Consider the following 15,639-nt stretch of genomic DNA (forward strand, 5'->3'; position numbering starts at 1 on the left):
ACATCCAATAAATACCAACATATTGAGATGCAAACAACTATAATTTCGACTAAAAGCAGAAAGAGGGTGCGCTTTTTGAAGCACACCCTCTTTCCCTATTCGGTTAATTATTCAAACGTCGCTTAGCTCAACTTGTGTATCACAAGTCCTGAACGCAACTTCGGCTCAAACCAAGTCGTCTTCGGAGGCATGATATTGCCTGTGTCAGCAATGTCAATCAACTGTTTCATTGATACAGGATAAAGAGCAAGAGCTACACGCATTTCTCCGTTATCCACACGACGCTTAAGCTCTTCCAATCCACGAATACCACCTACAAAATCTATGCGCTTATCCGAACGCAAATCCTTGATTCCCAGTATTTCATCGAGAATATGATTAGAGCTGATAGTCACATCCAGCACCCCTATGGGGTCGTTGTCATCGTAAGTACCGGGCTTAGCTGTGAGAGAATACCACTTTCCGGAAAGATAAAGAGAGAAATTGTGCAAACCAGCAGGATGATAGATTGCTTCACCTTTGCACTCTACCGTGAAGTGAGATGTCAGCTTATCAAGAAACTCTTCGTCGCTCAAGCCATTGAGATCCTTTACAACACGGTTGTAGTCAATGATAGTAAGCTGATCGGCAGGGAAACAAACAGCCATAAAGTAGTTGTACTCTTCATCTCCCTTATGATTGGGATTCTGTTTGGCTTTCTCGGCTCCCACCAAGGCAGCAGCAGCCGATCGATGGTGGCCATCAGCTATATAGAGAGCTGGCATTTGGGCAAAAAGCTCTGTGATACGCTGTATGTCAGCCTCCTCATCTACCACCCAAAAATGGTGACCAAAGCCATCGAGTTGAGCAACAAAGTCGTATTCGGGTTCGCGAGCAGTGTACTTTCTTACTATTTTATCCAACTCTGTATTTTCGGGATATGCAAAAAATACCGGCTCGATATTGGCATTATTGACACGCACATGCTTCATGCGGTCCTCTTCCTTGTCTCTGCGCGTAAGCTCATGTTTCTTAATCACACCATTCATGTAATCTTCCACATAAGCACATACAACCAGACCATACTGTGTCTTTCCATTCATAGTCTGTGCATAGACGTAGTAGTTCTCCTTGCCATCCTGCACAAGCCAGCCCTTGTCCTGAAACATTTGGAAGTTCTCGGCTGCTTTTTCATACACCTTGGGCTCATGCTCATCTGTACCTACCGGGAAATCGATTTCAGGACGGATAATGTGGTAAAGAGACTTTTCATTGCCTTCTGCTTCTTTGCGAGCTTCATCACTGTTAAGCACATCGTATGGGCGAGATGCAACTTCCGTAACAAGCTCACGAGGCGGGCGTATCCCTTTGAAAGGTTTGATTATTGCCATTGTACAATCTTTTTTGCAAGGTTGATTTTAATTTACTCGGAAAGTTTCATCACCATTCTTGATGAACTTCACGATTTGCTCGGCAGCAGCTAACCCGGCATTGATATTAGCTTCAGCTGTCTGAGCTCCCATCTTCTTGGGAGTTGCATAGTAACGACCTTCAAAAAGTTCGCACATCTTATCATGACAAGCGGGCTGTATATCAGTCAGATACTTCATATCAGTACGTTCTTTCATGATACGTACCAAATCCTCTTCGTTAAAAACTTCCTTGCGAGCAGAATTCAAGATAATGGCTTTTGCTGGCATCTTACTCATACATTCATAGTTCACGCAACCTTTGTTTTCAGGGCGAGAAGGTGTATGCACTGATACAATCTGACATTTTTCAAAAAGCTCTTGTTGAGAATGTACAGGGATTACGCCATCGGCTTGGATCTGCTCATCTGTACGACGAGGATGATATGCGTATACTTCACAACCAAAGGCCTTGCAATACTCAGCCACCAACTTACCGATATGTCCGTAGGCCAAGATACCCACCTTTTTACCTTTCAGTTCATTGCCACTGGCTCCATTAAACATCCCGCGCAAGCCATATATCAGCATTCCAATACAGAGCTCAGCTACGGCATTCGAATTCTGCCCCGGTGTATTCATCACACAAACGTTGTGAGCAGTAGCAGCAGCACAGTCAACATTGTCATATCCGGCACCGGCACGCACCACGATTTTTAGATTTTTGGCGGCATCAAAAACTTCGTTGTCTACAATATCAGAACGAACAATAATAGCATCCACATCAGCCACGGCATTGAGGAGCTGCGATTTCTCCGTATACTTTTCGAGCAAAGTCAATTCAAAACCAGCCTTTTCGATGATCTCTCTGATACCATTTACGGCTACCGGAGCAAAAGGCTTTTCGGTAGCAATCAATATTTTTGCCATTTGAAGATAATTTAGTTGTGATGGTTTTTCTGTTATCAAGAAGATGACTTCAAATTCTTCTATGGTGTCTATCTATCACCAACACGCTTGAGAAGTTAAGTCATACACAAAAAAAGAATAGGGGAAGGACATATCAATGATATACCCTACCCCTACATTAAGAGAAAGAATTAGTGTTTCTTTTCAAATTCCTGCATAGCAGCCACGAGAGCTTCTACACTGCTCTTAGGCATAGCATTATACAAAGAAGCACGGAAACCACCTACAGAACGGTGTCCTTTGATACCCATCATGCCACGTTCTTTGATCGCAAAGTCAGCAAATGCAGCTTCCAGCTCTTTGTATTCTTCCTTCATCACAAAGCATACATTCATCAAAGAGCGATCTTCCTCTGCAGCTGTACCTACGAAGAGACGGTTGCGATCAATTTCGTTATAAAGAATAGCAGCCTTTTCCTCGTTTAGCTTTTGCATGGCTTTCACTCCTCCCATTTCCTTATACCATTTGAGGGTTTGCAATGCAGAGTAAATGGGAAGTACAGGAGGAGTGTTGAACATAGAATCCTTTTCTATGTGTGTACTATACTTCAACATTGTGGGGATGGGACGTTCAACCTTGCCCAATGCATCCTTACGTACAATAGCAAATGTAACACCGGCAGGAGCAAGATTCTTCTGTGCACCACCATAAATGATATCATACTTGCTGATATCGATAGGACGGCTAAAGATATCCGAAGACATATCGCAGATAAGACGAGCCTTTACATCCGGATCCTTACGAATTTCCGTACCATAAATGGTGTTATTGGATGTATAGTGGAAATAATCCACATCATCCGCTATAGTGTAGTTTTTGGGGATGTAGCTATAGTTTTTATCCTTGGAGGAAGCAACAACATCTACTTCACCGAACAATTTGGCTTCTTTGATTGCCTTGCTAGCCCAAGTACCTGTATCGAGGTAAGCAGCTTTTGTGCGGAGCATGTTGTACGGAACCATGCAGAACTGCATACTAGCACCGCCTCCAACAAACACGACTTCATACTCTGCTGGGATATCTAACAGCTCCTTGAAAAGCTGATTCGTCTCAGCCATCACAGCATCAAATTCTTTACCACGGTGAGATACCTCCAGCAAAGAAAGGCCAGTACCGGCAAAATCCAACACAGCATCAGCTGTAGCTTTGATCACTTTTTCATTCAGGATAGAAGGCCCTGCATAGAAATTGTGCTTCTTCATAATGAATTGCTTTGTTTTTGTTTGGTTATTATTTATTACTTACAAACTTATCTCTTGCAAATGCTCCCCTGGGGATTCCCCATTGAGCGCAACAAAGATACCAAAGAATAACCATATACCAGATGTTCATTAAGGAGGAAAATTTCATCCACTTCTAATAGCTTCCGAATTTGATGCCGTGGATCTTTCACACATCAGTCACGAACAAACAAAAGAAGAGAAATCTTTCACAAGATCGCACAATGCCTACTTCTTCCGTTGCTGGATAAAAAAGGAACATTTTTAAAACAATTAAAAAAGGCCTTCTCAGAACAAAAGAGTGGATATATTGACGATCTTTTTTAACTTCACCGCAGACGAGGAGTTAGAAACAAACTATTTTCCGAGGGAGACCCTATATGATCCTCCCAAAAGTTATTGAATTAAAGCTCCTCTATCAGGAAAAAAGAGTTCGCCATAGCAAAAAAACTACAAGAGAGATCGTAACAAAAAAAAGAAAATTCCAGTCACTCCCCCGCAATGTACAAGAGGCCATTCTCGTATAGGAGGTGTCAAAAATCACATCACGAATTCTATAACCTATCCTTTCGCCCTATGAATATCGACTATGATCCTCGTAAAGAAAGAGTAAGGAAAACATACGATTGGATGCTTCAATTGGACTTCGCTTGGAAAAGTTCGCAATAGAACCAAAGAAAAGGATTACAAGAAACATTTCTACAACACTACAGCTATGTTCATCACCGGGACACATTTTAACTACTACCAAGTTTGCCGTAGGAAACTATGGTTATTTTCAGGTGGAATCACCATGGAGCACACTTCTGATTTGGTCTATGAAGGGAAATTAATCCATGAAACGGCATACCCTCAGCGAGCAGAAAAATACGAAGAGCTACAGCTGGATGGAATCAAAATCGATTTTTATGATGCCAAAAACAAAGTTGTTCATGAAATCAAAAAATCCAACAAGATCTCACCAGCACATCGCCTTCAACTACTCTATTACTTGTATGTATTGGAACAGAATGGAATATTTGGAGCAATCGGAATATTGGAATATCCCTCTTTGAGAAAAAAAGAAGAGGTCTTACTCTCTGATGTAGATAGAGAGAAAATCAAGAAAATAGAGATTGAAATTCAACAACTCATCAATCAAGAACAATGCCCTCCTCCAATTGAGTCCTCGATTTGCAAAAGATGCAGCTACTATGAATTTTGTTTTTCTGGAGAAGAACTATGAAAAAGACATACTATTTATTTAATCCCGGAGAATTGTCAAGGAAAGACAATACTCTGCGCTTCGTGCCAACTGAAGAAAATGAAAATGGTAATGAGCAAATTGGACAAGCCCGTTACATCCCAGTTGAATCAGTGAGTGAATTCTACGTTTTTGGCTCTCTAAGGGCCAACAGTAGCCTATTCAATTTTCTTGGAAGCAATGACATTCCCATACACTTCTTTGACTACTACGAGAACTATACAGGTTCATTTATGCCCCGCGATTTCCTTCTATCTGGGAAAATGCTTTTAGCTCAAGTCTCAACTCACAAGAATAAAAAGAAACGGCTCCAGCTTGCTCAAAAATTTATCTCTGGAGCCGCTTTCAACATGCAGAAGAATCTAGCCTATTACAACAATCGAGGTAAAGATCTACTCCCCGTAATAGAACAGATCAACAAATATGTATCAGTACTGAAGGAGACGAAGACTATTGAAGAGTTAATGGGACTTGAGGGCAATATCAAACAGACCTATTACAGTGCTTTTAGCCTTATCATAAACGACTTTCAAATGGGAATAAGGAGCAAACAACCACCGCAAAACGAGGTAAATGCTCTCATCTCATTCGGAAATATGATATGCTACACGTTATGCTTAAAAGCAATTCATCAAACACAGCTGAATCCCACAATAAGTTTTCTGCATAGTCCAGGAGAAAGACGATACTCTCTATGTTTAGATATTTCGGAAGTGTTCAAACCTATCTTGGTTGATCGAACGATTTTCAAAGTCCTCAACAAACAAATATTACAAGAAAGACACTTCGACAAGCAATTGAATAAATGTATTCTGAACCCTTCTGGGAAAAAGTTATTCATACAAGCTTTTGAAGATAGACTAAATGAAACTATCCAACATAGAAAACTTGGTCGCTCAGTAAGTTATAGACATCTCGTCAAACTTGAGTGCTATAAAATTGTCAAGGATATACTTGATATAGAAGAATATAAACCCTTCAAAATGTATTGGTAATGTATATCATACTCGTATATGACATAGGAGAAAAGCGAGTTGGCAAAATGCTAAAGTTGTGTCGCAAATACCTAAACTGGATTCAGAACTCTATTTTTGAAGGTGAGATATCCGAAGTCAAACTTCTCGAGCTGAAAGGATTAGCCCAAAAGCTAATGGACAAAAGAGAGGATAGTCTCATTATCTTTGCATCAAGACAAGAACGTTGGTTAGAAAAAGAAATAATCGGTAAGGAACGATGCTCCACTGATGTTTTTCTCTGATTAAACTCGGTTGGCTTGTCGAAGTAAGGGAAAGAAAAAAACAGTTCTACAAAAGAACCTTAGGCGATCTTTGAAATATTTGATTGTTAAGCAGATAACTAAGTCGTCATAGTCTCGGTAGTACTCTACAAATGCACTTCGACAACTTTAAGACACAAAAAAACGAATTCTTCTGTAGCAAGAACCCTTTGTTAATAAGGGAAATAACTGGTATTTTTGACGGCTCTCAATCGCACCATATTGGAATTGAAACTTATTACCTCCAATTCCTTTTCCAGAGAAGAAGTTTACTCTCAATCGCACCATATTGGAATTGAAACTCGTCTTGCGCGTTCATAGCACTCGAGGATGAAATACTCTCAATCGCACCATATTGGAATTGAAACTTGCTTATTTAGATTCCAATACTCCGTACTCTTCTCTCTCTCAATCGCACCATATTGGAATTGAAACTCGTCTTTCCCGCATCAGCATTTTGCTTATTAGCAGCTCTCAATCGCACCATATTGGAATTGAAACCAAAATCAGGCATACCAAACAGAACAATATGATAGTGACTCTCAATCGCACCATATTGGAATTGAAACTGCTCACAGAAGGAACAGACGACGAGGGGGGCTGACTCTCAATCGCACCATATTGGAATTGAAACTTAATAGGAGCTGCCCTTGTGCAGGGCGGTGCTTCTCTCTCAATCGCACCATATTGGAATTGAAACAAGCCCTCTCTCGCTGGGTCAATCGGTATAGCTCTGCCTCTCAATCGCACCATATTGGAATTGAAACGTGATGATGAAGCAACTATTCCCGATTTTCCTGCTTCTCTCAATCGCACCATATTGGAATTGAAACCAGACATACCACCTAAAAATTCAGGACAATCATAAGCCTCTCAATCGCACCATATTGGAATTGAAACGTACTTTGTCAGGAGGTATTACCCGGAGATACATTCCTCTCAATCGCACCATATTGGAATTGAAACATCTTTTTGACGGCTTGAACTCTTCTTCCTTAGTCGCTCTCAATCGCACCATATTGGAATTGAAACTCGGGCGGTCGTCCAGTCCTTAATATCCTTGCGCACTCTCAATCGCACCATATTGGAATTGAAACCTTGTCGAGTTAGGGAAATTGAAACTCAAAGACCCCCTCTCAATCGCACCATATTGGAATTGAAACAATCTTTGTCAGAAAAAAGAGGAGATTTTTTTGCTGCTCTCAATCGCACCATATTGGAATTGAAACTTTCGCGAATTTATTCGATTCGGATCCCCTATTTGCTCTCAATCGCACCATATTGGAATTGAAACTGTTTACAGAAGGAACAGACGACGACGGGGGCTGAACTCTCAATCGCACCATATTGGAATTGAAACAATGATGGCTCTATAAATCTTAAATTCTCTGATTACTCTCAATCGCACCATATTGGAATTGAAACCGTGTGCTCCCTGTTCATCTGAGAGAATATCACGTACTCTCAATCGCACCATATTGGAATTGAAACAACGAAATCGATTCTGTTGAGATACAGAAATGTTCGCTCTCAATCGCACCATATTGGAATTGAAACGGGCAACAAAAATCAAAGCTTGATATATCGCACAGCTCTCAATCGCACCATATTGGAATTGAAACACGGAAAAGACTGCGTATAATCAGAGAACTTAAGACTCTCAATCGCACCATATTGGAATTGAAACCGATAAGCAGTATTTAGAAATAATCCGTGCGCACTACTCTCAATCGCACCATATTGGAATTGAAACAGCGACATATTTTCGCTTTCTGTCATGTTCGTAACTCTCTCAATCGCACCATATTGGAATTGAAACATAACAACCTTCATAATAATAGTAATTACTATCGCAACTCTCAATCGCACCATATTGGAATTGAAACACACAGTAGCGTTCACGATAGAAAACTGACGAGACAACTCTCAATCGCACCATATTGGAATTGAAACAAGCGCGAAGGAAATCGCCACGCTTCATATCCTCTCTCTCAATCGCACCATATTGGAATTGAAACGAGCCGAGCGCGGTCGAAATCAGCGCGACAATCATCCTCTCAATCGCACCATATTGGAATTGAAACTTGGTCGGCACGTTAAAATGCACGCGTGTACCGAGTCTCTCAATCGCACCATATTGGAATTGAAACCTCGGAGGAGAAGCAGAGCCCCTGGTTGGATTGAAACTCTCAATCGCACCATATTGGAATTGAAACAGATATGCAACGGTCGGAACACCTAAATAGTCATGCCTCTCAATCGCACCATATTGGAATTGAAACTTCGTTCGATGTTCGATAAATCTTGGTGTGAGATACTCTCAATCGCACCATATTGGAATTGAAACGTAACTAACATTTGGCGCAGGCTTTGTGCCTGTCACTCTCAATCGCACCATATTGGAATTGAAACCTGCTCATTTTGCGTTTCTTTGTGAGCTTTGACATTTACTCTCAATCGCACCATATTGGAATTGAAACGGGCAGGGGGAGCAGTTCTGTAGGGCTTTGATTTTGCTCTCAATCGCACCATATTGGAATTGAAACTGCTCTCGCAGTCAAGAAGAGAAAAGCGTTTGCCTTCTCTCAATCGCACCATATTGGAATTGAAACCTCTCAAAGAGGCAAGCACGCTGCTGCACGACGAAAGCGGACAAACAAAGAGCTTTGATCGCTTTTATCGAGACGTCGCAAAGCTCGACGCAACTTACAATCGCAACTACTTGCAAGCTGAGTATCTATACGCGACAGCAAGTGCCGAGAGCGCAGCACGCTGGACGGAGCAGATGCAAGACGCAGACGACTACGATCTCCAATATCGCACTGTCGGAGACAGCCGCGTGCGCGAAGAACACCGCGCACTCGACCTTGTGACTTTGCCCACTCGTCACGCCTTTTGGGAGACCTACTATCCCCCGAACGGCTGGAGGTGCCGCTGCACGGTTATACAAGTGAGGAAAGGCAAATACCCCACCACCGCGGACGCTGTTGCGCTGGAGGCAGGACAAGCAGCTATCAGCGACAAAAACAAGATTTTCAGAGGGAACCCCGGCCGGGAGGGCACTGTCTTTCCGGAAAATCATCCGTACTACGGAGAAGGCGGTTACGGTCACTGCACAGTCGCGTCGATCGATCTGAGCGCAACAGACGACAACGAGGTCTGCGACGTCTACAGACAGCTCGCTAAAGTACGCAAAGGAGAGTACAAAAAGCTACGTAAAGAGACCGACAAAACCTTGCGGCAATGGGCAAAAACACACTATGGGCAAAGCTCGATAAATGGCTTACAGCACGATATGCGTATAAACAACAAGGCGGTGCAAAATTTTCTTGGACACGCACGCACGATCGAGGAAAAAGAGGTGCTTGCTTGCCTCATTGACCCAAATCGAAAAAAAGAGTTTACACATATAGCTACTGAGCCGCTCGGGTTACACAAAAGAATGGATGTAAAAAAAGACGCAGACAATGTCGAAAAAAAAGGAAAAGGGGCGTAACAGCCTACAATGTCTATAAGCTAATAGACGACAACGGACGTAAATGGTGGATCGGCTTTGAAGTCTTCGGAAAGGACAACTGCGAACAACCATATTACATCCTCCCAGAACGAAAACAAAAGAAAACGACCTAATAATGCGCATTTATGAGATCAACTATCTCTCAAATTCGACACACCATAAGGCCGTTCTCGTGCAACAAAGATACAAACTATAATCAAATAAACAAATGCAGAGAACCCCAACACCCGACGATGTCGTGCGCAAAATAAGCAAAGACGTCTCTGTCGAGCTGCAAAGCCACGTCATGGACAACTTCCGTGCGCAGGCCTTCTACGACCAGCCGTGGACGCCTATACATCGCAAAGGGACGATTTTAGTACAGACCGCCGGGCTGCGCAACTCGATACGATATATTCCACAAGCCCGTGGCGTAACCATCACTTCATCAAAGCCTTACGCTCAAATACATAACGAAGGAAGCACCATCAGGCAAACAGTAACACAAAGGCAGCGAATTTGGGCCTGGAGACAATACTACGAAAGCGGAGAAAAAGAAACGAAATACAAAGCGATAGCCCTTCTACGAAAAAAGAAGCTGACAATTCGCATCCCGGCAAGGCCGTTTGTCGGGGCACATCCACGCCTCTACACTGCTATCTCAGAGATTTCTGACAGCCGCCTGCAGCAGTTCTCGAAAGCCCTCATGCATAAGACTTTCGACCAGCTGAAAAAAGGATTAAAACGACGATAAAACACTTATTAAAGACTATGATAGACGCGATTATCAAAGACATTATCAAGCAATTAAGGGCTGTAAAAGAACTTAAATACATAGCCGACGACTGGGGGCAGGTCGATAGAGACGAAGACAGCCCGGCGCGCTACCCACTGCGTTACCCGGCTGTGCTCATCACCCCCGAGTTGGGAGAAGTCAGCCTGCAGGCAAATAAGGACTTCATTCGTGAACGTGTCAGCTTCACGCTGCGACTCTTCGATGCTCCATCGACGTCTGCAACAGCCAGCGCACCCGGGCGACACGCAGACGCTTCCCTGCAAGTTTACTTTCTCAAGTCTGCAATAACTAAAGCAATGCAGCAAATAGGATTGAGCTATAAGGGGTTTCGTCGTGCTCCTCGCATTGACGGGCTGCGCGAAATAGACCTCTTATTCGAGTGCTCCATATCCGAATAAGAGAGAGGGGGAGACCACAACGGCCACCCCCTCTCAACGACACAAACAAAAACAAATTAAGAAAAGAAGAAATGTTAATCGAACAAAAGACGCTCATAATGCACTGACACAGCATTTTTCGCTCGCGTCATACGCTTGCTTGCACCCACTATATCTACAGACATATAGTTCTTGAACGTAGCGTAAGAGATAGGATATACAGGATAAACGTATCGCCTCCAGACTTCGCGATAACAACGATCGCGGCGGCCTTTCTCATAGTGCTGTGCGACAATCGCCTGCACAGCTGCAATACGTCTCAAGGTATTCTCGTGCATATCAAATTTAAGGTTGCTGCAAATTTAGCACTTTTATGCAAAAGAAGAGGGGCCGCGCATCCCTGCGAAGCCCCTCCGAACGTGAAAATTTGAGAAAATTTGATATGAATAAAAATTTGATAAAATAGCTACCTGTAAAGCAAGTCTATAATTCTACGCAAGCCGACAGCGAAGACAAACACCGCCATGCCAACAAGGCAGGCCGTCGGCGGCAAGAGAAGCCAATATACCGGCACCTGTTGCAGGCCTACCAGGCGACCTGCAACAAGCACAATCCATGCCAACACCCCTAAAAAGGCCAAGAAAACAAACAGGATTTTAACTCCTTCTTTTACTTTCGCCTTATTGATTTTTATGAATTTCATATTTGTATGTTTTTTATTATTCATCAAATGAAACATTGAGCAATCCGACAATTGCACTCTTTTTTACGCTTTCGATCTCGCAATCTCTTGCGTTGAAACAAAAGCGATCAAGCTCCTCTTTTGCCCTATCCAAGTCACTTGCTTGCACAAGAGCAAGCTCGCCTCTCAATCGCACCATATTGGAATTGAAACACTACTTTTCGCAACTCTTTGTTAGACTTGAGTGATCTCTCAATCGCACCATATTGGAATTGAAACACGCCACGATCAACGAAAAGCCCATACTCCACAAATCTCTCAATCGCACCATATTGGAATTGAAACGGATGGCCGTCCGCCTCATAGTTTTGCCGGAGGGGCTCTCAATCGCACCATATTGGAATTGAAACGCGGTAGGGGCAATGAAAGCGATGCAAGAGCTACACACTCTCAATCGCACCATATTGGAATTGAAACGAGGACAATCCTATTGTCGTTTTTCTTTTCTGTGTGCTCTCAATCGCACCATATTGGAATTGAAACAAGTGGACGGTGCCTGAATAGCTGACAACGGGTTGACTCTCAATCGCACCATATTGGAATTGAAAAATAGGAAACAGCTCAAGTGCTACACAACAGTTTTGAAATAGTAAATCTCCTTACTGTTGGATAGCTTTACCGGTCTCTTGGGGAATAGAAGAAAAAGGGTATAAAGCCCAACAAAACCCCGACCATAGCATATACGAATATCTTCAGGATGGAGTCAAAACTGACACTATTGAGCAATGATTGCAGAAGCATTTCATCTATTGGAGCGGTATCCATGTAAACAATAAGGCTATCGAAAATAGCAAATAATGCTCCTATCAACCCTCCCAAGAATGGCACTAATGTGACAATATTATTCCTCGAGAATTTCATTAGAAAAATAATCCTTATAAATGCCCCAAGTTAATAAACGCATGGTTAATTCTACATAAGATTCGTATCAATTGGGATTGTAACTAAAGAGTTGACATCGGTCTTTAATTAAGACGATTTTGGGTTATCACCTTCCCAAATTAGCTCTTTGTCTCAATGTAGGGCATCGGTACAGAGCGAGATAGATTTTTAGGGAGTTCTTTCTGGGGTATAGGTAAAGAATTCACTGTTTTTGGAAGAATCATCTACAAGGGGGTTGGAGTTCAAAAGCCTCTTTCTTCTCGCTATTAAACATGATATATTTTGTAAACTTTCGCTTGCAGTGAAAACCCAAAAAACAGAGGAGAAAAAGACTCTGAGAATAGGAGAACACATTCCTTTTTACACTCATCACAGCCACCTTCCAAAATACCGATGAATAGGGCATTTCAGGAGGGTCAAAATTCTCTCCTGAGAGAAATTTTGCTAACATAGGAGAGAGCAATTTTTTTCACAGGAGAGAATTTTTGTTCTCTCCTATGTTAGCAAAAGGTGACTCCTCTCAACCTCAAAAAAGGGAGAGAAAACAGGGTCAAAATATCCCTGATTCGAGCATTAAAAGCACCTTAGGAGAGAAACATAAAACACATATACAAATATAATAATACAGATCAGGCATTCATACAGAACTCAAATAAGCTCGAAGAAATCCAATAAGAAATGAATGTATGGGACTGCACAATCCGGAAAGAAAAGAATTGAGACTGTTGTACAATACGGTGCTCGATGTATTATTATCGGTGTTCAGATTTGGAGTATGATCTCTTTTTCCTTGATCTCAATGTCTTCATGATTGCCACGTTCTACAGGGTTCAGCAAAAAGGCTATTGAAATAGTCTTTCAGAGACTGTGCAACGGTCTCATAATTGAAAGTGAAAGTAAGAGAGAATCCATCGCTCTTACTTCAATCTTTTGCTTTCAATCCTCTCAAAATAAAGATGCCTGTCAAGAGCCATTATGGGCTCTTGACAGGCATCACAATTTATGAAAAAAGAGAAGGGAAAGGGCTGTTGAGGGGGACATAAGCCTTCTGAGAGGCTTATATCCGCGTTATCAAAGCCACAGCAGAAGCAGATATCCCTTCCTGTCGTCCTTCGAAGCCTAATTTCTCTGTTGTGGTTGCTTTGATAGACACAGCTGAAATCTCCAACCGGAGGATGGCTGCTAAAGTCTGACGCATAGCCGGAATATGAGGAGCTAATTTAGGACATTGAGCTGATATGGTAGCATCAACATTGATCACTGTATAGCCCTCCTCAAATAGCAGACTTACCACCTTTGACAATAAGATTTTGCTGTCAATACCTTTGTATGTGTCATCCGAAGGAGGAAAATGTATACCAATATCACCGAGAGCTGCAGCTCCCAACAGGGCGTCACAGATTGCATGACAAAGGACATCTGCATCACTGTGCCCTTGCAAACCGTGCGTGTGTGGCACTTCTATGCCACCCAGCCACAAAGGGAGTCCAGCCTCTAAACGATGCACATCATAGCCATAGCCGATTCGGAAAAGACAGTTATTTAAGGACATGAGATGTGAACTTTACTGGAAATAGATACATCAACGCAAAAGATTGCTAATGCCGTCCATGTCAAAAGCCAATGTAAAACGTAGGGTTTGGTCCAGAGGGTTGTTCTGTACTGTAGAAATCAGATAGGAAGCATCCACACGGAAAACATTCATCTTAAATCCGGCTCCAGCCGTGAAATAGGATAAGTTACCCTTGTCAGGATGTTGATAGTGGTAACCGGTACGAATGAAGAAGCGGTTGTCATAGCTATACTCCATCCCCAAAGACCAATTCACCTCCTGAAACTCCTCTTTGAAGCCACCGTGTGCATCGGAAAAACTTTTGAAAATACCGGCTATCGAACTGGTGTTTCTGTATTCGTCTCTTTGTTTTTGGTATTCCTCATCCGTCATGTCTCCTCTATGTGGAGGGGTGGGCACAAGAAGCTTATTTGCTTCCACATTGAACCCAATTGTGTTATACTCATCCAACGGATAGAGCAGACCAGTCCCCAAATTAAGAGACGTGGGGATGAAACTTGAGCGAGCGTTATCCCCAAAGCTGATTTTCGTCCCAATATTCTTGATGTTGAACCCGAAGGTATACAAGCTTTCTGCATCCCCCAACATAACATATTTGTGCAAAAACCCGGCAACATCGGCTGCAAAAGCAGTTCCTTTACTTGACCCATCCCGAAGACTTCTGTCTGCTTGGATGTATCGGAGTGCCACTCCCATAGAAAAGCTCTCGGAAAGCTGTCTGGAATAACCTAAGTCAATTGCAAATTCATTCGGCTGGGCATCTCCCAAAGAATTCCCCATATCATCGAAAGTGGTCAGCTTCCCCAAAGAGAAGTAACGCAAAGAAGCACTGATTGCCTGATTAGCATCTTGCCCGGGCATATAGTATCCTACCCCTTGCACAAGGTAGATATCATTGACCAACTTCGACAGCCACGGTGTGTATGAGATAGATACACCGGCTTTACTCTGCATGAAAGAGTACTTGGAGAGGTTCCAAAATTGTGAATAAGGATCCGGGGTTGTTGAGGTTCCCTGATCTCCCATACCAGCCGCTTTGGCATCAGGCGATATTTGCATGGAGGGAACTGCTGTGTATACTGTTCGTAAATTTTGCGCTTCAATGCTACCTATAGCTGCAACAGCCACAAGAAGCGAAAGGACTGATTTGAGAGAAAAGATTTTATTCATTGCCAATTTTAATAGTTGCTATATCTTATAATAGTAGGAAAATCACAATACGCTCTGGAAAAACCTTTGCTTGGAGCAGGACTCTTTCCGAGAGATAAACGCACAAAAGTACGCTTTATTGTCAATGTTCGGAGAGGGAGCTTTTGTACCACCAAAGATTGTTACCGTTTTGGATCCTTGGGTGTAAAAATATCATTATCCTGAGGGAGCCTCTTTTCTATATCGGTCTTTATCAAAAATGCGGGAGCAGAGATAAGGGAAATATCTATTTATAAGTCTAAAAAAACTCACACAGCTTATATTTTCAGAAAACAAGGGGAGAAAAATCCGGAGTTTATGCAAATGCAAAAAGCAAAATAAGTCGATGGAACAGCAAACAACAAGGTCGGTTGTATTTGCTTTTAAGTCCCTTTCTTAAGATAAAATGGAGGAAAAATATCTATTTGCATATCCGATTGAATAAATACCAACTTTATGTCCTTTTCGTCCTTTCTATCAAGCCTCTTT

The 15,639-nt window shown here is 42.3% G+C and carries 13 protein-coding genes and 2 CRISPR repeat arrays; of the genes, 6 read left to right on the forward strand and 7 right to left on the reverse strand.

Annotated features, from left to right (window positions below):
- Window positions 1–122: 122 nt before the first annotated feature.
- The 3 genes from DQN70_RS07830 to serC form a co-directional block, all read right to left on the reverse strand.
- Complete coding sequence (locus tag DQN70_RS07830; protein WP_023937834.1) at window positions 123–1,370, reverse strand: DUF1015 domain-containing protein; 1,248 nt, start codon at window positions 1,368–1,370, stop codon at window positions 123–125.
- A 27-nt stretch (window positions 1,371–1,397) separates the two neighbouring features.
- Window positions 1,398–2,318 (reverse strand): NAD(P)-dependent oxidoreductase, encoded by a 921-nt coding sequence (locus DQN70_RS07835; RefSeq protein WP_023940233.1) that lies wholly within the window; start codon window positions 2,316–2,318, stop codon window positions 1,398–1,400.
- A 170-nt stretch (window positions 2,319–2,488) separates the two neighbouring features.
- The gene (serC, locus tag DQN70_RS07840) at window positions 2,489–3,559 is read right to left on the reverse strand and encodes a 3-phosphoserine/phosphohydroxythreonine transaminase (protein ID WP_023937830.1); all 1,071 of its coding nucleotides are present in this window, start codon (window positions 3,557–3,559) and stop codon (window positions 2,489–2,491) included.
- 733 nt (window positions 3,560–4,292) lie between these two features.
- On the opposite strand from serC, the gene cas4 reads away from it, so the two are divergent.
- From cas4 to DQN70_RS07870, 6 genes are all read left to right on the forward strand, one after another.
- A complete protein-coding gene (cas4, locus tag DQN70_RS07845) occupies window positions 4,293–4,802 on the forward strand; it encodes a CRISPR-associated protein Cas4 (RefSeq protein WP_042225885.1) in 510 nt (169 codons plus the stop codon).
- Window positions 4,799–5,815 (forward strand): type I-B CRISPR-associated endonuclease Cas1b, encoded by a 1,017-nt coding sequence (gene cas1b / locus DQN70_RS07850; RefSeq protein WP_023937824.1) that lies wholly within the window; start codon window positions 4,799–4,801, stop codon window positions 5,813–5,815. Before cas4 ends, cas1b begins: the two co-directional genes overlap by 4 nt.
- Window positions 5,815–6,078 (forward strand): CRISPR-associated endonuclease Cas2, encoded by a 264-nt coding sequence (gene cas2, locus DQN70_RS07855; protein WP_023940226.1) that lies wholly within the window; start codon window positions 5,815–5,817, stop codon window positions 6,076–6,078. Before cas1b ends, cas2 begins: the two co-directional genes overlap by 1 nt.
- A gap of 223 nt (window positions 6,079–6,301) precedes the next feature.
- Window positions 6,302–8,708: a CRISPR direct-repeat array (repeat unit 30 nt; unit sequence CTCTCAATCGCACCATATTGGAATTGAAAC).
- A gap of 23 nt (window positions 8,709–8,731) precedes the next feature.
- Window positions 8,732–9,592, forward strand: coding sequence for a phage head morphogenesis protein (locus DQN70_RS07860; protein WP_262501304.1), 861 nt, complete (start codon window positions 8,732–8,734; stop codon window positions 9,590–9,592).
- A gap of 229 nt (window positions 9,593–9,821) precedes the next feature.
- Window positions 9,822–10,346 (forward strand): phage virion morphogenesis protein, encoded by a 525-nt coding sequence (locus tag DQN70_RS07865; RefSeq protein ID WP_023940208.1) that lies wholly within the window; start codon window positions 9,822–9,824, stop codon window positions 10,344–10,346.
- 17 nt (window positions 10,347–10,363) lie between these two features.
- Window positions 10,364–10,786, forward strand: a complete 423-nt coding sequence (locus tag DQN70_RS07870; protein ID WP_023940206.1) for a hypothetical protein — start codon at window positions 10,364–10,366, stop codon at window positions 10,784–10,786.
- A 74-nt stretch (window positions 10,787–10,860) separates the two neighbouring features.
- On the opposite strand, the gene DQN70_RS07875 is transcribed toward DQN70_RS07870, so the two are convergent.
- From DQN70_RS07875 to porV, 4 genes are all read right to left on the reverse strand, one after another.
- The gene (locus tag DQN70_RS07875; protein WP_023940204.1) at window positions 10,861–11,103 is read right to left on the reverse strand and encodes a hypothetical protein; all 243 of its coding nucleotides are present in this window, start codon (window positions 11,101–11,103) and stop codon (window positions 10,861–10,863) included.
- A gap of 128 nt (window positions 11,104–11,231) precedes the next feature.
- Complete coding sequence (locus DQN70_RS07880) at window positions 11,232–11,468, reverse strand: hypothetical protein (RefSeq protein ID WP_023940202.1); 237 nt, start codon at window positions 11,466–11,468, stop codon at window positions 11,232–11,234.
- 162 nt (window positions 11,469–11,630) lie between these two features.
- A CRISPR array of direct repeats spans window positions 11,631–12,056; the repeat unit is 30 nt; unit sequence CTCTCAATCGCACCATATTGGAATTGAAAC.
- A 1,390-nt stretch (window positions 12,057–13,446) separates the two neighbouring features.
- Window positions 13,447–13,941 carry a 2-C-methyl-D-erythritol 2,4-cyclodiphosphate synthase gene (gene ispF, locus DQN70_RS07895; protein ID WP_023940777.1) on the reverse strand — a complete coding sequence of 165 codons (495 nt, stop codon included), beginning with the start codon at window positions 13,939–13,941 and terminating at the stop codon, window positions 13,447–13,449.
- Between the two features lie 30 nt (window positions 13,942–13,971).
- Complete coding sequence (gene porV / locus DQN70_RS07900; protein WP_036888668.1) at window positions 13,972–15,132, reverse strand: type IX secretion system outer membrane channel protein PorV; 1,161 nt, start codon at window positions 15,130–15,132, stop codon at window positions 13,972–13,974.
- Window positions 15,133–15,639: the final 507 nt, after the last annotated feature.

The organism is Porphyromonas crevioricanis (assembly GCF_900476255.1).
Classification (GTDB): domain Bacteria; phylum Bacteroidota; class Bacteroidia; order Bacteroidales; family Porphyromonadaceae; genus Porphyromonas; species Porphyromonas crevioricanis.